The following is a 21,932-nucleotide window of genomic DNA, read 5'->3' on the forward strand; positions in this document are numbered from 1 at the left end:
TGCCCTGCCGGCCGATCCCTGCGGGAGCGGGTCTAGCCCAGGCTGGGAGCGTGGGCCGGCGGGAGCGGAATGTAGATGTTGCCGGTGGTGACACCGCCGGTTACGGCGTCGTCGGGCCCGGAATCCGCCGGAGAGTCCGGGCTGTGCGGGGCTTCGGCTTCCATGCCGAAGCCCCGCAGCGCCGCGGCGGCGTCATGGGCGTCCGGCCGGGCGTCGACGGTTCGGGCGGTCATGGCGCGCAGCAGTTCAACCCAGTCGGAGCCGAGCTCCGCGGGCACCTCCGGGTCACGGACCAGGCGTGCGACGGCGGACTCCACGATCGGGCCGGGGAACGCCTTTTCGCCGGTGAGGCATTCGAGCAGCACCAGCCCGAGGGAGTAGATGTCGGTCCGCGGATCCACCGCTCCGGCCAAAGCCTGTTCCGGGCTGAGGTAATTGGCGGTGCCGATGGTGGCGCCGTGCGCCGTGGCCATCGTTGCCTCAGTCATCCGTGCGATGCCGAAGTCGGTGAGCTTGGGATAGAGGCGCGTATCGTTCTCGGCCTGCGGATACAGGAGGATGTTTGCGGGCTTGACGTCCCGGTGAATCACGGCGTTGGAGTGCACATAGTTCAGGGCGTCGGCCAAATCGGCGCCCAGGGAAGCTGTGGCGATGGGGCCCAGCGGTCCGGATTTCAGCGTGCGGCGCAGGTCCGGGCCGTCCACGAGCTCCATGACCAGGAAGGTGGAGAGGCGTCCGTCGTCGTCCTCCAGGGTGCCGGCGTCCAGCAGGGTGACCAGGCCGGGGTGGTTCAGAGTGGCCAGCAGGAGGATTTCGGTCTGCTGGCGGCGGTTCTCGTCGTCGTCGTTAACGCTGGGATGGAATAGCTTGACCGCCACTTCCCGCCCCAGGTGCTCATCGGCCGCCCGGTAAACGGAGGCAGCGCCGCCCGAACCGATGAGCTCGGTGGTCCGGTAGCGCTTCCCAAGGAGTACATCCACGGGTGTCCTCCTAGAGGGTGTGTCGAAGAAAGAAGAAATGGGCAGGAGGGTCCGGGTCTGTTGCTCACCACCGGAGGGGGAATTGATCAGCCGCCTGATTAATTCGGTCCTGCCCCACTCACCATTCCACCCTATCCTGCGCCAGCGGCGGATCCCGGGAGGCGGGCGCGGCTTTATCAAGCCGTAATTATGTGTCTTCTCACTGGAGGAGGCTGGGGCGGTCCCTGGACGCGGCTAGGCCAGGAAGTTGATGGCCGCCTGCTTGAAGGCCCGGGACGTCACGGCGTTGGCGTGGGTCCGTCCCGGCAGCCACAGCAGCTCGGCCTGTCCGGACAGAGCCGCCAGCTCCGGGGCGCCCGCTGCGAGAATGTCCCGGTCCCCGGCCACCAGCAGCAGCGGCATGGCGGGGACGGCCTCCGCGGGGACAAACGGCTCTTCCTTGGCGGCCTCGACCATGTTCAGCAGGGCAGGCACGTCGTTGCCGGGAACGAGGGTGGCCATGCGCAGCAGTTCGGCAGTGGTTTCATCGGCCACCGCTCCGCCTCCCGCCAGGTTCTCCCGGGCTGCGGAGAAGTCGAAGTCCGCCAGCGGATCGCCGCTGCCGGGTCCGCCGAGGACCATGCGGTGCACCAGTTCCGGCTGGGTGGCGCCGAACTCCCAGGCCAGCCGGGACCCCAGCGAATATCCGATGATGTCAACGCCGGTTGCCGGATCGTCGGCGGCCAGTGGAAGCACTCCGGCGTCCATCAGCAGCTGCAGCAGGTCCGCGCGGATCCGGCTGGGACGGTAGGCGTCCAGATCCGCGGGCGCGGCGCTTCGGCCGTGCCCCGGCAGGTCCACGGTGAGCACCGTCCGCCCCGCGGCGGTCAGGGCGCCGATCCAGCCGGAATCGTGCCAGTTCAGCTGCGACGAGGAGGCGAAGCCGTGCAGCAGGAGGATCGGCCGGGAGGCGGCGCCGCCGTCGTCGGGCGTTATGATTTCGGCGAAAAGCTGCGGATCGGTGCCCTCGACGGTGTGTGTCCTCAGTTCCATGGCTTAGTCCTCGTCCAGTGCCGCGGTCAGGCGGAAGCGGCGGCGCGCCGGTGCCTCCTGCGGTACGGTTCCCACGATGCCCGCGGTGTTGTCCGGCACCTCGAAGATGATCAGCGGTTCACCGACGTTGATCTTCTCGCCCGGCGATCCGTAGGTGCGGGCTACCCGGCCCGCCTGCGGTGACGGCAGCTCGACCGCTGACTTGGAGGTTTCCACCTCCACGAGCGGCTGGTTCCGTTCCACCTGATCGCCCTCGGCCACCAGCCATTCCAGCACGGTGGCCTCAATCAGGCCTTCGCCGAGGTCCGGCAGGGGAAAGGGGATTTCAGCCACGTCGATACTCCAATACTCGCTGGATCCCGAACAGGATGCGGTCAATGTTCGGGATGTATTCATCTTCCAGGTCACCTGAGGGATACGGTACGTCGAATCCGGTGACCCGCTCAACCGGCGCCCGCAGGGTGCCGAAGCAGCGCTCGGTCACCAGCGCGGCGACCTCCGCCCCGAGTCCCGAGGTCAGCGGCGCTTCGTGCACGACGACGGCGCGCCGCGTCCGCGCCACCGACGCCGCCAGCCCGGCGGCGTCGATCGGCTTGAGCCAGCGCAGGTCCAGGACTTCCACCTCGATGCCGTCCTCGGCCGCGAGCTCGGCCACCTGCAGGCAGCGGGCCACCATGGCCCCCCAGGCGATGAGCGTGACGTGCTTGCCGGAACGGACCACCTTGGAGCCTAGGGGAGAGCCGCCGTCGGCCGGGAGAACTTCGCCCTTCTGCCAGTAGCGGGACTTGGGCTCCATGAAAATTACCGGATCGGGGCGAGCGGCGGCGTACTTGAGCAGGTGGTAGGCCTCGTGCGGGTTCGACGGCGAAACCACTTTCAGGCCCGGAACGTGGGCAAACAGCGCCTCGAGGGATTCGCCGTGGTGCTCGGGGGCGCGGATCCCGCCGAAGCTGGGCACCCGGAGCGTGACCGGCATGGGCAGGGTTCCGCGGCTGCGGTAGTTCATTCGCGCCAGCTGGGTCACGATCTGGTTCACCGCGGGGTAGGCAAAGCCGTCGAACTGCACCTCGGGAATGGGATGGAACCCGGCCATCGCCAGTCCCACCGACATGCCGAGGATGCCCGACTCAGCCAGCGGGGTGTCCAGGACCCGGTCGGCGCCGAAGCGCTGCTGCAGGCCGTCGGTGATGCGGAAGACGCCGCCGAGTCGGCCGACGTCCTCGCCCAGGATCAGCGCCCTCGGGTTCTGCTCCATGATCTCGGTCAGGGCGCGGATCAGGGCAGCCTGCATGGACAACGTTACTGCCGGGCCGGAGCCGGCGGTTCCGGAATCTGCGGCCAGGTCCGAGCTGCCGGTCATCTGGTCAGTCATGTTCGGATTCCTTCCGCCAGGCACTGGCCTGATCTGTCAGCTGCTGCGTGGATTCGGCGAAGACAAACTCGAACATCTCCGAGCCGGGCCGCGGCCTCAGGGCCTGCACTCCGTCGCGGACGGTGTCGGCGGCGGCCAGCGCGTCGGCCTGCGCGGCGTCCAGGAAGTCGGAGTCGGCGTGGCCGGACGCCAGGAGCTGCTCCGCCAGCAGTGCGACGGGATCGGCGCCGGCGTCGCGCCGTTCCTCATCCAGCGTGCGGTAGCGGCCGGGATCGTCGCTGGTGGAGTGCGGGCCGCGCCGGTAGGTCATGGCCTCAATCAGCACCGGTCCGTGGCCGGCCCTGGCGTGGGCCAACGCTTCACGGGTGGCGCGGACGACGGCGGTGACGTCGTTGCCGTCCACCGTCAGGGACTTCATGCCGTAGCCCGCGGCGCGGGCCGCCACACGGCCGCCGGCCACCTGAGCCTCAGTGGGCAGCGAGATGGCCCAGCCGTTGTTCTGCACGAAGAAGACCACGGGGGCCTTGAGCACCGCGGCAAAGTTCATGGCTTCGTGGACGTCGCCCTGCGAGCTGGCTCCGTCGCCGAAGTAGGTCAGCGCCGCCGGGAGGCCGGCTGCCGGGGCGGCGTCCGGCTCGCCGTCGGACGGGGTGGCGGTTGCGGGGGCGCCGTCGGGAGGGGCGGTCTCTGCCGTGGCGTCTGCCTGCGTGGCGTCTGCCTGCGCGGCCAGCCGCTGGCCGTGAGCCCAGCCCACGGCGTGCAGCACCGACCCGCCCACCACTGCCTGGATGGGCGCCAGCCGGGTGGTCACCGGATCGTACAGCCCGCCGTGCCAGGACGCCTGGTGCGTGGCCATGTACTGCACCATGTCCACGCCCAGGGTCAGCGCGGTGCCCATTTCCCGGTACGTGGGGAAGATGAAGTCGCGGCTGGTGTCCATGGCGAAGGCGCTGCCCACCTGGGCTGCCTCCTGCCCGAGCTCCGGCGCGTAACCGGGAATGATGCCTTGGCGCTGCCAGGCGACGGCGGCCAGGTCGAGCTGCCGCACCGCGGTGAGCAGCCGATAGAGCCGGCGCAGTTCGTCACCGGAAAGTTCCGGAACCTGTGTTGTGACTGGGACCATATGTCGAAACCTAACCGGCGCGGTTCTGCAGTGCAATCCGTTCGCCGCGGGATGTACAGCCTGCCTGATCCTGCTCATCGACAGGACGATGCCCTGTACAAAGTGTGCAGTGTGCAAAGTGCGCACCGGTTGTTTCGGAGCGGTGGCTCCGGGGCCGGCTCGCAGTGCGGGGCCGGGCCTGCTTCGGCGGGATCGGTTCCCCGAGAGTGCAGCTTTGCCGGGATACCTGCTCCCGTGCCTCATCGAGAGTGCAGGTGTGGCGGGCTCGACGCCGCGGAACCCGCCATAGCTGCACCCTCAATGCAGTCAGCCCGATCCAAGCCGCCATAGGTGCACACTCGGCACCGCAGGCGCCCCGATCGGCCGGGCGTCCAGCGTGGTCTTGCACAGTTTTGCGCGAAGACTGGCTTTTATTTATTTACCGCGTATGGTCTGAGCTATCCGTATTTTCTTTATGAGGAGCCTAAATTGTCAGGTAAATCCCCACAGGGTTCAAACGAGAAGAAGCCGGGCAAGTCGATCAAGGACAAGCGGGCTGAAAAACGAGCAAAAAACTCCAGCGATTCAGAGCTGATTCCCAAGAAGCGCAAGGGGCAGTAGCAGGGGCGTTTGCCGGCACTGACCTCGCCCGGGCTGGGCCGTGTGTTCGCCCGCTCAGCACCGCCCAGCACCGCCCAGCACCGGGCAGCACCCTGCGGCCCGCCTCACTTCACCTCGGCGGTTCAGGGCTGCGCGCCACCGGGTGGGGGATCATGCCGGACTCGAGTGGCCCAGGCGGCGTCACGCCGCCTGTGGCGGCTTGGGGACTTTTATGTCGGGAATAGTCGCGACATTTCCGAACATGGTCTTTCTTTTTATGCCCGGGGTGGAAATGTGTCGTTATGTACTCAGGTATAAACAACGCGGCGGGGTTGAATTGCCCGGTAATTTCCCCAAGAAACCCCGCCGCATTCCGTGGAGCAGGCCACCACCCGCCGGGCGGCTACCGGAGTTGGCTGCCCGACTGCGTCGTTTTGCGGTCCAGCAGCCAGGCGGCAGTGCCCAGGGCGCAGGTCAGGGCCAGTGTCGCCACGAGCTGGATGCGGACGGCGGAGTCCAGGAAGCCGAGCAGCACGATGCCGGCCAGCAGGGCCAGGGCAAAGTAGGAGAGCCAGGGGAAGGCCCACATCTTGAAGCTGAGCTCCATGCCCGCCGCCTCAGCCCGGCGGCGCAGGATGATCTGCGAAACGATCGATACACCCCAGACCACCAGGCAGGTTGAACCCACGAGGTTCAGCAGGATCATCAGGACCGTCTCCGGGTAGAGGTAGTTCAGCACCACGGCCAGGAAACCGAACGCCACCGAGGCGCCGACGGCTGCCCGCGGAACGCCGTTGGCGCTCTTGCGGCCCAGGGCCTTGGGGGCGCGGCCCCTCTCGGCCAGGGAGAACACCATCCGGGACGCGCCGTAGAGATTCGCGTTCAGCGCGGACAGCAGGGCCACCACAATGACCACAGCCATGACGACGTCGGCGCCCGGCACCCGGGCCGCGGCAAGGGCAGCGACAAAGGGGCCGGTGCTGAGGGAATCGCTGTCCCACGGCAGGATGGTGACAATCACGAGCACCGAACCGATGAACAGGATCAGGATGCGCCACACCACCGAGTTGATGGCCTTTGCAATGTTGGTGGCCGGGTTCTCGGTGTCGGCGGCGGCGACGGCGACAATCTCGGTGCCGCCGAAGGCGAAGACCACCAGCAGCAGCCCGGCACCCACTCCGCTCCAGCCGTGGGGCATGAAGCCGCCGTTGCCGGTGAGGTTGCTCAGGCCCGGGGCGGGAACACCGGGCAGCCAGCCGGCGATGAAGGCGATGCCGACTCCCAGGAAGGCAACGATGGCGAGCACCTTCAGGAGCGCAAACCAGTACTCGAATTCGCCGAAGCTCGCCGCACCCCCCAGATTGATGGCGGTGAAGAGGCTGATGAAGACCAGTGCCAGCACCCACTGCTGGGAGCCGGGCCACATGGAGGCCACGATGGCCGCCGCAGCAGTGGCCTCCGCCGCGATGACGATCACCAGCTGCAGCCACCACAGCCAGCCGATGGTGGTGCCGACAGGCCTGCCCAGTGCCTTTTCCGCATAGACGGAGAAGGCGCCGCTGCTGGGATCCGCGGCGGCCATCTCGCCCATCATCCGCATGACGAGGATGACCATGGTGCCCGCGATGAGGAAGGACAGCAGGACCGCCGGCCCGGCAGCCTGGATGCCGGCTCCGGAGCCGACAAACAGTCCGGTGCCGATGGCGCTTCCCAGGCTCATGAACACCAGATGGCGGGGGCGCATCTTCCGCACGGTGGGCGGCTCCGCCGGAATCGGGGTGCCTGATCCGGAAGGACCGGTTGCGGACGTTCGGGTGGTCATGAAAGGAGGCGCCTTTGAGGTTGGGGGATTGCCGTGAAGCGGCCTAACCATCTTATGCCTCGGGCACCGGCTACAAGGAATGCACCGTGTGTGTGCCAGAATGCTTACAGTTTGCACAGCTGATCGCGGTGCAGGAGAGGGAAACATGCCTACCGACGCCCTGGACGCCCGCATCATTGCACTGTTCACCGACGAACCCCGGATGTCCGTGCTGGAGGCGTCGCGCACACTGCAGGTGGCGCGTGCCACGGTTCAGGCGCGGCTGGACCGGATGCAGCGGCTGGGGGTCATTGCCGGGTGGGGTCCGCGGGTGGATCCTGCCGCCCTGGGCTACGGAGTGGTGGCCTACTGTTCCCTGACCATCAGCCAGGACACCGGGCACGCCGCCGTCGTGCACGCGCTGGAGCAGATCCCGGAAATCCAGGAAGTCCACACCGTCTCGGGCGAAAGCGATCTGCTGGCGCGCGTGGCGGCCCGCTCCAATTCGGACCTGCAGCGCGTCATCGATTCGATCGTCGCCACCCGGACCATCGTGCGGTCTTCGTCAGTGATCGTGCTGAACACACATTTTGAAGGCCGCACCCTGCCCCTGCTCCGGGCCGCCTCCGAATAAGGGGCCGCCTCCGAATAAGGGGCCGCCTCCGAATAAGGGGCCGCCTCCGCACAACAGGCGGCGTGGACATCCGCTCCCCGGGTCGCGGGTGCTGCACCGGCGCGTCCGCTGTGGTCCTCGCTACACTCGGGGCATGAAATCGAAGTCCATCGTGCCCCCGCCGGCTGCCGCGGCGCTGGAAGCCGGGTCGGCTGCCGCCGCGAAGCTCTCCCGCCTCATCACCTGCCGAACCGTGTCCACACGGGATCCGCAGGACATCGAGATTGCCGAATTCGACAGCTTCATCGGGGCGCTGCCGGAGTTGTTTCCCCAGGTTCACCGGAACCTGACGCTGGAGCGGGTGAACGGGTACGGGCTGCTCTATCACTGGAAGGGGGCAACTCCGGCGGTCCCAGCCCCCGGCTCCGGGAGCGCGGAAGCCGGCGCGGAGGCCAACGGCGGTCCGCTGGTCCTGATGGCGCACTACGACGTCGTCCCCGTGACGAATCCGGGTTCGTGGGATCATCCGCCCTTCTCCGGGGCCATCTCCGACGCCAGGATCTGGGGACGCGGAACACTGGATGACAAAGGAGCCCTGGCTGCGATCCTGCAGGCCGTGGAACTTCTGGTCGAGGAGGGTTTCGTTCCGGCGCGGGACGTCTACCTGTCCTTTGGGAACAATGAGGAAACGGCGGGGACCACCGCCGGAGTTGCTGCAGCTCTGCTGGCCAGCCGGGGTATCCGGCCCTGGCTGGTGTTGGATGAAGGCGGGGCGGTGGCCACGCAGGCTTTTCCGTTTGTGAACCGGCCGGTGGCCGTGGTGGGTGTTACCGAAAAAGGAATCCTGGACGTGGAACTCTCCACCGAGGATTCAGGGGGTCACGCGTCCACGCCGCACAGCCGGGGCGCCACGGCCCGTCTGGCCCGGGCTGTCGTCCGGCTGGACGAGAACCCGTTGCCTGCCTCCCTGCCCAACCCCACGGTGGAAATGTTCGGGCGGCTGGCTTCCGCCGCCCGCTTTCCGGCGCGGCTGGTTTTTCGGAACATGGGACTCTTCCGGCGGCCGCTCACCACGGTGCTGGCCCGCATGGGCGGAGAACCCGGTGCCCTGACACGCACCACTGTGGCCGTGACCCAGCTGCGGGGCAGCAGCGCCGCCAACGTGCTGGCGTCCCGGGCGACGGCCAACGCCAATATCCGGATCGCCGTCGGGGACACGGTGGAGGGGACGGTCAGGCGGTTGAAGCGGATCATCAGGGACCCATCGGTGTCGCTGCGGGTGGTTGAAGGCAATGAACCGTCTCCGGTGTCGGCCACCGACAATGACCAGTTCGCCCTGCTTGCCAGGACCATCACGGCAGTCTTCCCGGACGCCGCGCCCGCTCCGTACGTCATGCTCGCCGGGACCGACTCCAGGCGCTTCACCGGAATCTGCGACGCGGTGTACCGGTTCGCCCCGTTCCGGATGGACCGCCAGGCCCGGGCCAGCATCCACGGAGACAACGAATCGCTGGGAGTGGAAACCTTCGGCGAGGGGATCCTGTTCTACGTCCGCCTGCTGCGCAGCCTCGAGGCCGCCCGGTGAAGCCGGCCGCCGACGTCGGGCGCCGCAGCCTGCGCTCGCTGGGACCGGTGGTGTTCTTCTTGGCCCTTGTCGAAATCACCAGCGGCATCCTGCAGGGGTACTACACGCCGATCCTCACCGACATTGCCCGCCGCCTGGGCATCAGCGACGGCGACGTCAACTGGTTCGAGGCCGCGCAGCTGATGCTCAGCGCGCTCGCCGTGCCGGTCCTGGCCAAGCTGGGCGATATCCACGGGCATAAGCGGATCCTGCTGGTCTCCACCGTGGTAACTGCCGCCGCGTCCTGGGGCGTGGCCTTTGCGCCGGACTTCTGGACGTTCCTGGCGGCCTGGTCGCTGCAGGGGTTTTACGTGGTCTGGCTGCCTTTGGAGATCGCGCTGATTTTCGGCAGGGCTGCCGGGTCCCCGGGCGGCGCGGCCCTGACCCGCAAGGCAGCCGGGTTGCTGGTCGGCGCCCTCCAATTCGGCGTTATTGTCGGAGCGCTGGCTGCCGGTGCCCTGGTGGAAGTCTTCGCCGGCAGGCTGGAGCTCACCCTGATGATTCCCGCAGCGGCCGTGACGCTGTGCATCGCCGCCATCCACTTCGGTGTTCCGGAAACCACCGACCGCGCCGGCGGGATCCTGGACGGCCGGGGCTTCCTGCTGCTCGCGTTCGGACTGCTGCTGATCACGTCCGGACTGAGCTTCCTGCGGATCAACGGTCCGGGCACCTGGTGGGTCTGGCTGGTCCTGCTGTCCGGGGTGGCAGCGCTCGTGCCGTTCGTCCGCTACGAACTGGGCCTGGCCGATCCGCTGGTGGACTTCCGAATGCTGCGGGAGAAATCCATGTGGCCTGTCCAGCTCACCGCCGGCCTGTTCGGGATTTCGGTCCTCGGCGCGCAGGCGCCCATGTCCACTTTCGCCCGCACTGACCGCGGGGTGCACGGCTACGGCCTGGGGCTGGACGCGGGGGACGTGTCGATCATCATCGGGTCCTATGTGCTGTCGGTGCTCCTCGGAGCCCTGATTTTTCCGGTGGTTGCGCGGCGCACGACGCCGAGGCTGACCCTCTGCGGTGCCGCGGCGCTGGTGGGCATCGGCTACCTGCTGTTCCTGCCCTTCCACGACACCCTGGCCCAGACGCTGACCAACATGATCGTTGCCGGGCTGGGCTCGGGTGCGCTGGTCGCCGCGCTGCCCTCCGCCGCGGCCGCTGCCGCCCCGCGAAACCGCACCGGCATGGCCACCGGCCTCACGAACACAACGAAGACCATCGGCGGGTCGTTTGCCTCAGCGGTGTTCGGAATAGCGCTGCTGAGCGCGGCGACTGACGCCGTGGCCGGAGGCACGGGCCTGCAGACCGCGGCGCCCCTGTCGGGCTATCTCACGGTGTGGGCCGTGTGCTCGGGAACGGGCTTCCTTGCCGCCGGCTTGCTGCTGCTGGTGCCCCGGCTGGCGTTTTCGGACGTGCCGCTGACGGCTGCCGACACCGGCACCCCCGGACCGTAGGGGCGGTTACTCCAACCCGGGGAACGTAACGCCGGTGAGCTTGGTGCTGACCTCCCATAGCCGGCGGGCGGCGTCCGGGTCCCGGGCCTGGGGCGCCGGAGTTACCGGGGCGGGCTTGCCGTGCAATGTGCCGCGCAGCTGTCCGGGACCGTCCGGCCCGTAAAAGTCCCCGCCCCGCACCTCGGGAGCCGTAGCGGCATACAGCGTGGGGAGCGCCCCGAGTGCCCCGTTCTGGCCCAGCAGGCGGAAGAAGGCACCCAGGACGTCCAGGCTGGCGGGGTAGTTCATACCGGAGGTGAGGTTGGTGCTGGCGAAGCCGGGATGGGCCGCTGCGGCGATGAGGTTCTCGCCGCGGGCCTCGAGACGGCGGGAAAGCTCGAAGGTGAACAGCAGGTTGGCCAGTTTGCTCTGGTTGTACCGCGCCCAGGGCCGGTAGCTGCGTGCGGCGTCCAGATCGTCGAAATACATCCTTCCGCCGCGGTGGGCGAGGCTGGAGACGGTGACCACGCGCGGAGCGCGGGCGGCGCGCAGCATCGGCAGCAGCAGCCCGGTCAGTGCGAAGTGGCCCAGATGGTTCACCCCGAACTGGAGCTCGAACCCGTCGGCCGTGGCGCGGTGCGGGGTGGCCATGACCCCTGCGTTGTTGATGAGCAGGTCCACCGGGGCCTCCTGCGCGGCGGCGAAGGCCCGCACGGAGGCCAGGGAGCCCAGATCCAGCGGGCGCACCCGCACCCGGTCGCTTCCGGTCTCGGCGCGGATCCGCTGCAGCGCCGCTTCGCCCCGCGCTGCGTTCCGGCAGGCCAGCTCCACGCAGGCGCCCTTCGCGGCGAGGACGAGGGCGGTCTGCAGTCCCAAGCCGCTGTTGGCGCCCGTAATGACTGCGGTTTTTCCGCTCTGGTCGGGGATGCTGTCGGCGCTGAAGGTTTCCACTGCTGGCTCCCGCCGTGGTTCGGATCAGGCGGTGCTAGTCGTCGCTGGCGGCCAGGCTGGCCAGCACCTTGTCCGTGAGGAGCTTGAGCTGGTTGAGTTCCTCGCTGCTGAGCGCCGGCGAGAGCAGCTCATGGATTCCCTGCACATGGACCCGGCCCAGGCGGCGCTGCATGTCCCGGCCCTCGTCGGTCAGTGCCAGCTCAACGCCGCGCTGGTCGTTCTGCGCCGGACGGCGCTGCACCAGCCCCTTGGCCTCCATCCGTTCCACCATGCGGCTGAGGCTCGGCTGGCTGATCAGCAGGTGCTCATTGAGCTCGTTCAGGCGGATCCAGCCGGTGGGGCAGCGGGTGAGGTTGAACAGGACGTCGTACTCGCGCATCGTCAGGTTCTTGAACGCCGGATCCTTCTGGAGCCGCCTCATCACCCCCACCTGGGTCCGGAAAAGGGACTCCCAGGCCTCTGCTGCCTGTCGAACGGGGACGCTGCTGGTATCCGGGGACATGCCTCTACCCTACTGAAAAGAAGGAGCCGCTGATGCACGTGACGCTGCGGCTACCCGTGCGGCATGCGTAGGACCGTCCGGAACATCGGCCGGGCGGCGGGAGTCGAATTCTCGGCGCAGCTCCGGCAGCACGTATTCGCCGAAGAGGTCCAGCTGCTCCAGCACGGTCTTCAGGGGCAGGCCGGCATGGTCGATCAGGAAGAGCTGGCGCTGGTAGTTTCCGAAGTATTCCTGGAAGGACAGGGTTTTTTCGATCACTTCCTGCGGGCTGCCCACTGTCAGCGGGGTCTGCGCGGTGAAGTCCTCCATGGTGGGGCCGTGGCCGTACACCGGGGCGTTGTCGAAGTACGGACGGAACTCGTTCACGGCGTCCTGGGAGTTCTTCCGCATGAAGAACTGGCCGCCCAGGCCCACGATCGCCTGATCGGCGCGGCCGTGGCCGTAGTGCTCGTAGCGTTCGCGGTACAGGCCGATGAGCTGCATGTAGTGCTCCTTCGGCCAGAAGATGTTGTTGGCGAAGAAGCCGTCGCCGAAGTAGGCGGCAATCTCCGCCACCTGCGGCGTGCGGATGGAGCCGTGCCAGACGAAGGGGGCGACGCCGTCGAGCGGACGGGGCGTGGCGGTGAAGTTGTGCAGCGGGGTGCGGAACTTCCCCTCCCAGTTCACGGTGTCCTTGTCCCAGAGCTGGCGGAGCAGGCTGTAGTTCTCCACTGTCAGCTCCACGGAGTCCTGCATGTTCTTGCCGAACCAGGGGTAGACGGGGGCGGTGTTGCCCCGGCCCAGGACCAGGTCCACCCGGCCGTCGGAGAGGTGCTGGAGCATGGCAAAGTCCTCGGCGATCTTCACCGGGTCATTGGTGGTGATCAGCGTGGTGGCGGTGGAGAGGATGATCCGCTCGGTCTGCGCCGCAATGTAGCCCAGCAGCGTGGTGGGGGAACTGGCATAAAACGGCGGGTTGTGGTGCTCGCCGGTGGCATAGACGTCCATCCCGATTTCTTCGACCTTCTTCGCGATGGCCACGGCGGACTTGATCCGTTCGCCTTCCGTGGGGATCCGCCCGGTGACGGGGTCGCGGGTGATGTCGCTGACGCTGAATACGCCGATCTGCATGGTGTCCTCCGATGGTGTTCCGGCGGCTGCCGAACCGAACTGCTCCAAGTATATGCATTTGCATCTACATGGTGCCACAACGACGGTTCGGCACGAATCATTCCGTGGGGCCGGCACCTGCCGGGGCGAACCCGCCGGATGCATCGGCGGATCCGGCCCGCCGCTTTTCCCGCGACCCCTCCACCAGCCGGTACAGCACCGGCACCAGGATCAGGGTCAGCACGGTCGAGGACACCAGTCCGCCGATCACCACGATGGCCAGCGGCCGGGAAATGAAGCCGCCCTCTCCGGTGACGCCCAGCGCCATCGGGGTCAGCGCAAACACCGTCGCCAGCGCGGTCATCAGGATCGGGCGCAGCCGCTGCCGGGCACCCTTCATGATGGCATCCGGGACGTTCATTCCCGGCCGCCCGTCGTGCGGCCGGCGGTACTGGTTGATCAGGTCCACCAGCACGATGGCGTTGGTCACCACAATGCCGACGAGCATCAGCATGCCCACCAGGGAGGGAAGACCCAGCGGCACCCCGGTGACCAGCAGCAGCAGGATCGCCCCGGTGGCGGCAAACGGCACGGAGACGAGCAGGATCAGCGGCTGGACCAGGGATTTGAACGTCGCCACCATGATCACGTACACAATGGCGATGGCCGCCAGCAGCGCCAGTCCGAGCTGGGTGAAGGACTCGTTCTGCTGGGTGGCGGCACCGGAGAGGGTGGCGGTGACGCTGGCCGGCAGCTCCAGCCCGTCGAGCTGGGCCTGCACCTCGGTGATCGCCGCCCCCAGGTTGTCGCCCGCCGGGGCCACGGAGACGACGGCGGTGCGCTCGCCGCCGGAGGAGGAAATCGACGTCGGGACATCCACTTCCTCGACCGTCGCCAGCGAGCTCAGCGGCACCGTGCCGGAGCCGGCGGGCACCGGCACGGCACTGAGCTGCTCAATGCTGGTGACGGTGGTTCCCTCGCCGATCAGGACCGGGAAGTCGTCGGTGCCGATCCGGATGGTTCCGCCCGGCAGCGGACTCAGGGTCGAGGCCATCAGGCCGGCGATCTGCTGCTCATTCAGCCCGGCCGCCACCGCCTTGGCGCGGTCGATCGAAATCTGGACCACGGGGGAGGAGGAGGACAGGTTGCTGGTGACTTCGGCGGCTGCGGGCAGCTCGGACATCGCCTCTGTGACCTGCTCGGCGGCCGGCTGCAGCTCGGCGGGATCACCGGCGGAGAGGCTGATGTCCACGGTGTTCGAGGTGCCGAAACCGCCGCCGGTGGTTCCCAGGGTGAGGTTCCCGGCGTCGTCGTCCAGGCCGTCCAGCTCGGCGCTGACGGTCTCCCGCAGCGCCACCTGGTCCACCCCGGGCTCGGTGATGACGGTGTACGAAGCCACCGCGGATCCGCCGGCGGTAAAGGCGGCAAACCCCGAACTCGAGGTGCCCATGGTGACCTGGACATCCTTGACGCCCTCGGTGCCGCGCAGCGTCTCCTCCACCTCTTCGGCAGCCGCCGAGGTGGTTTCCAGTGCGGTGCCCGGCGGCATTTCCTGCCGCACGCTGAACGTGTTCTGCCCGGTGTCTCCGAGCAGGTTGGTCTGCAGCAGCGGGGTCATCGCCGCGGTTCCGACCAGGACGACGAGGCCGGCGGCCAGGGTGTAGACGGGATGCCGCTGCGTGGTGCGCAGGATCGGCAGATAGCCGCGCTGCAGGGGCGTCCGGGACTCCCGGGCTTCGGCGTCGGCGCGGTACGCGGCGGGATCGGCGACCGGGGGAGATGACTTCAGGAACCAGTACGCCAGCACCGGCACAATCGTCAGGGACACCAGCAGCGATGCCAGCAGCGCCAGGGAGGTGGTGATGGCGAACGGCCGGAAAAGTTCACCGGCCAGGTCGCCGACAAACGCAATCGGCGCAAAAACGGCCACTGTGGTCAGGGTCGAGGCGGTGATGGCGCCGGCCACTTCGCGGACGGCGGTCAGGATGGCGGTCCGCTTGTCGGTGCCGTAGCCCAGGTGCCGCTTGATGTTTTCAATGACCACAATGGAGTCGTCCACCACGCGGCCGATCGCAATGGTCAGCGCGCCCAGGGTCAAAATGTTCAGGGAATACCCGAACGCCAGCAGGCCGATGAACGTCACCAGCAGGGACAGCGGAATGGACACGGCGGTGACCAGGGTGGAACGCACCGAGAGCAGGAAGACCAGGATCACCAGGACGGCGAAGCCCAGGCCCAGGATGCCCTCGGTGGTCAGGTTGGAGATGGATTCTTCAATGAAGGGCGCCTGATCGAAGACCACGGTGAATTTCGCGCCGTTGCCGAGCTCGGCTTCCAGTGCCGGCAGCAGGTCCAGAACCTCGTGCGAAATGCCCACGGTGTCGCCGGCGGGGGTCTTGGTGATGGACACCGCCAGCGTCGGCTCCCCGTTGGTGCGGGTGATGGAGGTGTTCTCATCTTCGGCGATGTCCACGGTCGCGACGTCGCCGATGGTCACCGGATCGGCGCCCGCTCCGGAGTCCTGCGTGGATTCGACCGGAAGGGCGGCGATTTTCTCCAGGCTGTCCAGCGGGCTGCCCACCTGGATGGGCAGGGTCCGGCTGTCCTCGGAAACGGTGCCGGCAGGCACCAGGGCGCCGCTGTTTTCCAGTGCCTCCGAGATGGCCGACGGCCCAACCCCCAGGGCGGCGAGGGCCGCGGAGTCGGGAAGAATGGCGATGCTCCGGGTGGAGCCGCCGGTGACTTCGGCGGTCCGCACCCCTTCGATCTTCTGCAGCCGCGGAACCGTCAGCCGCTGCAGTTCGCTGTTGAGCTCGGCCAGCGGCTGATCCGAGGACACTGCCATGTACACGATCGGGAAGTCGCTGATGCTGCCGGCCAGGGACTGCGGATTCACGTCGTCGGGCAGCAGCTGCCGGGCGTTCGAGATTGCCCGGTCCACCTGGCCGCGGGCGCGGTCCAGGTCGGTGCCGTAGGCAAAGGTCAGGTTGATGGTGGAAATCGAGGAACGCGAGGTGGCCGAGGAGGATTCCAGGCCTTCGACGGCGGTGAGCGCGCCTTCGAGGGGTTCACTGATCTGCTTGTCCACCACCTCCGGGGACGCGCCGGGCAGGGCCGTGATCACGCTGATCTGCGGGAACTCCAGCGAGGGGATGAGCTCCTGCTTCAGCGACCCCATGGAGATCACGCCGAAGACCACCGTGAAAACGGTGATCAGGGCAATGAGCGCCCGGTTGGAGAGGGAAAGCTTGGCCAAGCGGTCCATGAGCCTGCCTTAGGAAGGGCGGAACTGACGTAGATCGGCAAAACGTTCCGGACGGGGAAACCGTACCGGTGCAGATAGTTCGAAGGACCGGGCCGACCGGATGGGTCGGCCCGGTCCAACGGGTAAAAATGATGCGGCGGTGCGGTTAGTTCAGGCCGAGGACGCGGTTGGTGTCCTGGGTGATTTCGTCCAGCAGGGACTCATTTTCGTTGAGCTTGACGCCGTAGCCCGGGATCATGTCCTTGATCTTGGCCTCCCAGCCGCCGAATTCGGCGGGGAAGCAGCGCTTGAGCAGGTTCACCATGATCGGCGGAGCGGTGGAGGCGCCCGGGGAGGCGCCCAGCAGGGCACCCACGGAGCCGTCGGCGGCGGTGATGAGTTCGGTGCCGAACTGCAGCACGCCGCCCTTCTTCGGATCCTTCTTGATGACCTGCACGCGCTGGCCGGCGGTGATCAGGTCCCAGCCCTCGGTGACAGCTCCGGGAACGAATTCCTGCAGTGCCTTGGTCTTGCCCTCGCGGGTTTTCAGCACTTCGGTGATCAGGTACTTCACCAGGGACATGTTGTCCTTGCCGACGGCCAGCATCGGCAGCAGGTTGTCCGGGCGGACCGATCCGGGCAGGTCCAGGTAGGAACCGCTCTTGAGGAACTTGGGGGAGAAGCCGCCGTACGGGCCGAACAGCAGCGAACGCTGGCCGTTGACGAAGCGGGTGTCCAGATGCGGCACCGACATGGGCGGGGCGCCCACCGAGGCCTGGCCGTACACCTTGGCGTTGTGCCGGGAGATGATCGAGTCGTCGGTGGAGCGCAGGAACTGGCCGGAGACGGGGAAGCCGCCGAAGCCCTTGCCCTCGGGAATGCCCGAGGCCTGGAGCAGATGCAGGGCACCGCCGCCGCCGCCGATGAAGACAAAGCGGGCCGAAACCGTCCGGGACTGCCCGGTGGCGCGGTTCTTGACCTTGACGTCCCAGCCGCCGTTGGAGGACCGGGAGACGTTGTTGACCTCGTGGCCGTAGTTCATCTCCACGCCGTTGTTGCCCAGGTAGCCGGTGAGCTCTCGGGTCAGGGCGCCGAAATCGACGTCGGTGCCGCCCGCGACGCGGGAGGCGGCAACACGCTGGGAGGGGTTCCGGCCCTCCATGATCAGCGGAGCCCATTCGGCCAGCTTGGCCGGATCCTCCGAGAACTCCATGGTCTTGAACAGCGGCTGCGCGCTCAGCGACTCGTAGCGGCGGCGCAGGTATTCGGAGTGCGCGTCACCCCAGACGAAGCTCATGTGCGGCAGCGGGTTGATGAAGCTGTTCGAGATGTGGCCGGAGGAGACCATGTGGGACCAGAACTGGCGCGAAACCTGGAACTGTTCGTTGATGCCCACGGCCTTCGCCGGGTCAACGGAACCGTCGGCCGCTGCGGGGCTGTAGTTCAGCTCGCAGAGCGCGGCATGGCCGGTGCCGGCATTGTTCCAGGGGTCCGAGCTTTCCAGCCCGGCACGGTCGAGGCGCTCAAATAGGGAAATGTCCCAATCAGGCTGGAGCTGCTTCAGGAACGCCCCGAGGGTCGCGCTCATGATGCCGCCGCCGATCAGCAGAACATCGGTTTTGGTTGCGGACTTGTCCGCCGGGCTATTAGCAGTCAACTTCATATCTCCAGTCGCGAGGGCGCTAGCCCTAGAAGCGTATCGCTACCGGTCCCCTTACTAAAATCACCTGAGCTTGCCGGAGCGCGGGGTGCAGGTACTTACGGTTCGCGGAGCTCGATCCGGTTGAAGACTTCGTTGAGCAGGGGAGAGGTCGGATAGACGGCGACTCTGGGGGAGAACGCCAGCGCGGAGATCGGAAAGGCCAGCGGAATGGCCGGCACCCGGGTGGCGATCCGGTCGCTGATGGCCGTGTACGCCTCGGTCTGTTCCGGTCCGGATTCCAGGGTGCGTGCCCGGTCAATCTTGCTCAGCAGCTGCGCGTCGTCGTAGGCGAATTCCTCGGTGTAGCTGCCGAACAGGCTGCCCACGAAGTTGTCCGGATCGTCGTAGGTGCCGCTGATGCCCAGCAGGTGCAGGGCGCGGTCACCGCTGCGCTGCACGCTCTGCAGATAATCGTCGGACCATTCCACCGGAACCGGCTTAATATTCAGGCCAACGGCAGTTAGCTGGCGGCTGAGCTCGGCGTACACCCGCTCCGGTGTCGGCAGATACGCGCGGGTGACGTGGCGGGGATAGTGGAAGGGCAGTTCGGCGCCCTTGTAGCCGGCCTCCTTGAGCAGCTCGGCGGCCCGTTCTGGGTCGTATCCGTAGCTGGTCACGGATCCGGAGGAGACACCGAGCTTTTCGGGAACGAACTGGTTGGCCTGCTTGGTTCCGTTCAGGAACAGTCCCTCCAGGAGCGCGCCCTTGTCGATGGCGTGGGCAATGGCCTGGCGCATCTTGACGTTGTCCAGGCCCGGGAAGGCCTGGTTGATGCCCAGATACAGGACCGAGTACGGGTCGCGCTGCAGGATCTGCAGGCCGTTGCGGGCCAGGTCGTCCACATCGGCCACGGTGACGAGGTCGTAGCCGTCCACTTGCCCGCTTTTCAGGGCGCGGAGCCGGCTTTCGGGACTGGTCATCGTCTTGAAGACGATGCCCGCGATCTGCCCGCGTTCGCCCCAGTAGTCGGGGTAGGTTGCCAGGCGCACTTCGTCGCCTTCCCAGGATTCCAGGAAGAACGGTCCGGTGCCCACCGGGTGCAGGGCATATTCCGAGAGCCTCTGGCCGTCCTTTTCGGAGCTGAGGGCATCGGCGTTGAACTGCCGGAGGGCCTTGGGCGAGGACATGGCAAACTCGGGCGAGGCCAGTGCCGGAATGAATCCGGTCAGGCGCGTGGCCAGGTCGATCCGAACCGTGTGTTCGTCCACAGCGGTGCAGGATTTGTACACCGCCAGTTCCGGACGGTCCGAATAGGAGTTGAAGACTGACTGGTAGGCAAGATTGCCGACTCCGCGGGCGGAGGCGGGCAGGTGGTACCAGCGCTCAAAATTCGCGCAGACGGCGTCGGCGTTGAACGGCTCCCCGTCGTGGAAGGTGACGCCCTTGCGCAGCGCGAAGGTGTAGCTGCGGCCGTCCTCCGACTCGGTCCAGCTCTCGGCCAGCAGCGGGGTGGGCGCGGAGGTCAGGGCATCGACGCCCACGAGGCCCTCGAAGATCTGGCGCGTGACCCGGTGGCTCTCGGTGTCGGTGACCAGGGCCGGATCCAGCCCCGACGGGCGTGCGGCGGTGGCGAAGGTGAAGGTGGCGCTGGGTCCGCCCTGGGAGCCGGAGGCGGAAGCCGAAGCGGTGGCGTTGCTGTCGGGCGGGGTGGCGGTGCATCCGGCGAGGGCGAGTGCCCCGAGGAGGGCACCGGCCCGAAGGAAGGAGCGGCGGCCGATGCCGGGATCTGTCACAGCTGTTGTTCTCCTCCGGGACGCTCCATCCCTGGTGTGGTCTGACGGTTCTCGCACGGTGGTGCCTAACGGTGTTTCCATCGCTGTTTTCGGCACCCGTGCCCGAGTGCATGGCTGGCCATGTCTGGACAATATGCGTGGATTGACAGTCTAAATGAAAAAAAACCGGCAAGGGCCGGTGAGACACGGCTCACACCACTGCTCCAAGTAAGGCAGGATAGGGAAATGACTGAAATCAGCCCTGACGTTCCCCTGCTTGAGGTGACCGATCTCGCGGTTAACTTCCGGACCACCGACGGCGAGGTGCAGGCGGTGAAGAGCGCCTCCTTCGCCCTTCCCCGGGGAAAGACGCTGGCCATTGTGGGCGAGTCGGGATCCGGAAAGTCCACCACCGCCATGGCCGTGATTGGCCTGCTGCCGGGCAACGGCAAGGTCGCCTCCGGCAGCATCCGCTTTGACGGAACCGAGCTGGTGGGGATGCCCGAGACCAAGATGCGGGCCATCCGGGGGCGCTCCATCGGGCTGGTGCCGCAGGATCCGATGTCCAACCTGAACCCGGTCACGAAGATCGGCACCCAGGTGGCGGAGACCCTGCTGGTGCACGGGATGGCCACGTCCAAGGACCTGGACCGCAAGGTCATCGAGGTCCTTACCGCAGCGGGCCTGCCCGACGCCGCGGAGCGGGCCAAACAGTATCCCCATGAGTTCTCCGGCGGCATGCGCCAGCGCGCACTGATCGCCATTGGCCTGGCCTGCCGGCCGCGGCTGCTGATCGCTGATGAACCGACGTCGGCCCTGGACGTGACGGTGCAGCGGACGATCCTGGACCAGATCGGCAAGATGACCGAGGAACTGGGCACCTCGGTGCTGCTGATTACGCATGACCTGGGGCTGGCCGCCGAACGCGCTTCCGAGCTGGTGGTGATGCACCGCGGGCTGGTGGTGGAAACCGGCCCCGCCCGCCAGCTGCTGGAGGATCCGCAGCATCCCTACACGCAGGCCCTGGTTTCAGCGGCGCCCAGCGTGGCAGCCGTGCGGCTGAGCCCCGGTGCCTTTACCGTGCCGGCGGCCCAGCGGCTGAAACTCGCCGAGCAGGCCTTCGCGGAGCGCGACGGCGAAGCGGGGCTGGCCGACGACGTCGCCGTCGCCGGGGCGGCGGGGCACGACGCCGGGGACGCCGGTGCCGGCAGCACGGCCGCACCGGACAACATCGTGGAAATCCGCGACCTGACCAAGGTGTTCAAGATCCGCGGGCGGTCCGAGGACTTCTATGCCGCGCGTAACGTGACCCTGGACATTCCCCGCGGCCGGACCGTGGCGATCGTGGGGGAGTCCGGCTCCGGCAAGACCACCACCGCCAGAATGCTGCTGAAGCTGATTGAACCCACCAGCGGAACGATTACCTTCGACGGGATCGATGTCGGAGGTTTGGAAAAGGGCAAGCTGCGTGAATTCCGGCAGCGTGTCCAGCCGATTTTCCAGGATCCGTACTCCTCCCTGGATCCCATGTTCACGATCGAGCGGATCCTGGACGAGCCGCTGAAGACGTACAAGCGCGGGTCCAAGATCGAGCGGGCCGCGCGGGTGCGTGAGCTGATGGAGCAGGTGGCGCTGCCGCAGTCGATGCTGCGCCGCTATCCCGCGGAGCTGTCCGGCGGGCAGCGGCAGCGCGTGGCGATTGCCCGGGCGCTGGCGCTGAAGCCCGAGCTGATCGTCTGCGACGAGCCGGTGTCGGCCCTGGACGTACTGGTTCAGGCCCAGATCCTGAAACTGCTGGGTGACCTGCAGGCCGAACTCGGACTGAGCTACCTCTTCATCTCCCACGACCTGGCCGTGGTCCGGCTGATCTCGGATTACGTCTGCGTCATGAAGGACGGGGAGCTGGTGGAAGCGGCGTCGTCGGAGGAAGTCTTTTCGAACCCCCGGCACCCCTACACGCGGAAACTGCTGGCTTCGATCCCGGGCAACGAACTGGACATCTCCGAGGACGAGCTGGCCTCCTGATCCCGGCCTCCTGATCGGGAAGGTTCCGGGCCGGAGAACCGGCCCGGGACCAAAGGCTTTAACCGGGACCAAAGTCCTCAAAGACAGGCAGAGGTGCGGCCCCGCGGGGGGGCCCCCCTGGCGGTCTTTTGGGGGGGGGTTTTTTGGGGGCGGCGG

17 protein-coding genes are annotated in these 21,932 nt (G+C 67.3%); 5 read left to right on the top strand and 12 right to left on the bottom strand.

From position 1 onward, the window contains the following. Positions 1-32 precede the first annotated feature (32 nt). From QNN99_RS04570 to QNN99_RS04590, 5 genes are all read right to left on the bottom strand, one after another. The gene (locus QNN99_RS04570) at positions 33-980 is read right to left on the bottom strand and encodes a serine/threonine-protein kinase (protein WP_229965249.1); all 948 of its coding nucleotides are present in this window, start codon (positions 978-980) and stop codon (positions 33-35) included. Between the two features lie 234 nt (positions 981-1,214). Next, complete coding sequence (locus tag QNN99_RS04575; RefSeq protein ID WP_229965250.1) at positions 1,215-2,012, bottom strand: alpha/beta fold hydrolase; 798 nt, start codon at positions 2,010-2,012, stop codon at positions 1,215-1,217. A 3-nt stretch (positions 2,013-2,015) separates the two neighbouring features. Further along, a complete protein-coding gene (locus QNN99_RS04580) occupies positions 2,016-2,345 on the bottom strand; it encodes a biotin/lipoyl-containing protein (RefSeq protein ID WP_229965251.1) in 330 nt (109 codons plus the stop codon). Further along, positions 2,338-3,303 carry an alpha-ketoacid dehydrogenase subunit beta gene (locus QNN99_RS04585; RefSeq protein ID WP_229965266.1) on the bottom strand — a complete coding sequence of 322 codons (966 nt, stop codon included), beginning with the start codon at positions 3,301-3,303 and terminating at the stop codon, positions 2,338-2,340. The genes QNN99_RS04580 and QNN99_RS04585 overlap by 8 nt, the downstream gene beginning before the upstream one ends. A gap of 73 nt (positions 3,304-3,376) precedes the next feature. Then, the gene (locus QNN99_RS04590) at positions 3,377-4,507 is read right to left on the bottom strand and encodes a thiamine pyrophosphate-dependent enzyme (RefSeq protein WP_229965252.1); all 1,131 of its coding nucleotides are present in this window, start codon (positions 4,505-4,507) and stop codon (positions 3,377-3,379) included. Between the two features lie 468 nt (positions 4,508-4,975). On the opposite strand from QNN99_RS04590, the gene QNN99_RS04595 reads away from it, so the two are divergent. Then, positions 4,976-5,107 carry a hypothetical protein gene (locus QNN99_RS04595; RefSeq protein ID WP_269439146.1) on the top strand — a complete coding sequence of 44 codons (132 nt, stop codon included), beginning with the start codon at positions 4,976-4,978 and terminating at the stop codon, positions 5,105-5,107. A 382-nt stretch (positions 5,108-5,489) separates the two neighbouring features. Here QNN99_RS04595 and QNN99_RS04600 read toward each other — a convergent pair whose 3' ends face one another. Next, a complete protein-coding gene (locus tag QNN99_RS04600; RefSeq protein WP_442860479.1) occupies positions 5,490-6,908 on the bottom strand; it encodes an amino acid permease in 1,419 nt (472 codons plus the stop codon). A gap of 145 nt (positions 6,909-7,053) precedes the next feature. On the opposite strand from QNN99_RS04600, the gene QNN99_RS04605 reads away from it, so the two are divergent. From QNN99_RS04605 to QNN99_RS04615, 3 genes are all read left to right on the top strand, one after another. Beyond that, positions 7,054-7,521, top strand: coding sequence for an Lrp/AsnC family transcriptional regulator (locus QNN99_RS04605; RefSeq protein ID WP_229965253.1), 468 nt, complete (start codon positions 7,054-7,056; stop codon positions 7,519-7,521). A gap of 133 nt (positions 7,522-7,654) precedes the next feature. Beyond that, the gene (locus QNN99_RS04610) at positions 7,655-9,085 is read left to right on the top strand and encodes a M20/M25/M40 family metallo-hydrolase (protein WP_229965254.1); all 1,431 of its coding nucleotides are present in this window, start codon (positions 7,655-7,657) and stop codon (positions 9,083-9,085) included. Further along, positions 9,082-10,572: an MFS transporter gene (locus QNN99_RS04615; protein WP_229965255.1), complete on the top strand. Its 1,491-nt coding sequence runs from the start codon at positions 9,082-9,084 to the stop codon at positions 10,570-10,572. Before QNN99_RS04610 ends, QNN99_RS04615 begins: the two co-directional genes overlap by 4 nt. 6 nt (positions 10,573-10,578) lie before the next feature. Here the strand turns inward: QNN99_RS04615 and QNN99_RS04620 are convergent, their stop codons facing one another. From QNN99_RS04620 to QNN99_RS04645, 6 genes are all read right to left on the bottom strand, one after another. Beyond that, the gene (locus QNN99_RS04620; RefSeq protein ID WP_229965256.1) at positions 10,579-11,502 is read right to left on the bottom strand and encodes an oxidoreductase; all 924 of its coding nucleotides are present in this window, start codon (positions 11,500-11,502) and stop codon (positions 10,579-10,581) included. Positions 11,503-11,536: 34 nt separating this feature from the next. Continuing rightward, on the bottom strand, positions 11,537-12,004 hold the full coding sequence (locus QNN99_RS04625) for a MarR family winged helix-turn-helix transcriptional regulator (protein WP_229965257.1): 468 nt from the start codon (positions 12,002-12,004) through the stop codon (positions 11,537-11,539). Positions 12,005-12,013: 9 nt separating this feature from the next. Then, positions 12,014-13,114 carry an LLM class flavin-dependent oxidoreductase gene (locus tag QNN99_RS04630; protein ID WP_229965258.1) on the bottom strand — a complete coding sequence of 367 codons (1,101 nt, stop codon included), beginning with the start codon at positions 13,112-13,114 and terminating at the stop codon, positions 12,014-12,016. A gap of 97 nt (positions 13,115-13,211) precedes the next feature. Then, on the bottom strand, positions 13,212-16,358 hold the full coding sequence (locus QNN99_RS04635) for an efflux RND transporter permease subunit (RefSeq protein WP_229965259.1): 3,147 nt from the start codon (positions 16,356-16,358) through the stop codon (positions 13,212-13,214). A 145-nt stretch (positions 16,359-16,503) separates the two neighbouring features. Further along, positions 16,504-18,000 (bottom strand): malate:quinone oxidoreductase, encoded by a 1,497-nt coding sequence (locus QNN99_RS04640; protein WP_229965260.1) that lies wholly within the window; start codon positions 17,998-18,000, stop codon positions 16,504-16,506. Between the two features lie 95 nt (positions 18,001-18,095). Continuing rightward, complete coding sequence (locus QNN99_RS04645; RefSeq protein WP_229965261.1) at positions 18,096-19,772, bottom strand: ABC transporter substrate-binding protein; 1,677 nt, start codon at positions 19,770-19,772, stop codon at positions 18,096-18,098. A gap of 225 nt (positions 19,773-19,997) precedes the next feature. Here QNN99_RS04645 and QNN99_RS04650 point away from each other — a divergent pair, with 225 nt between their 5' ends. Beyond that, positions 19,998-21,776 carry a dipeptide ABC transporter ATP-binding protein gene (locus QNN99_RS04650; RefSeq protein WP_229965262.1) on the top strand — a complete coding sequence of 593 codons (1,779 nt, stop codon included), beginning with the start codon at positions 19,998-20,000 and terminating at the stop codon, positions 21,774-21,776. Positions 21,777-21,932 lie beyond the last annotated feature (156 nt).

Origin of the sequence: Arthrobacter sp. zg.Y820 (assembly GCF_030125555.1) — a bacterium.
In the GTDB taxonomy this organism is placed as follows: Bacteria; Actinomycetota; Actinomycetes; order Actinomycetales; family Micrococcaceae; genus Arthrobacter_B.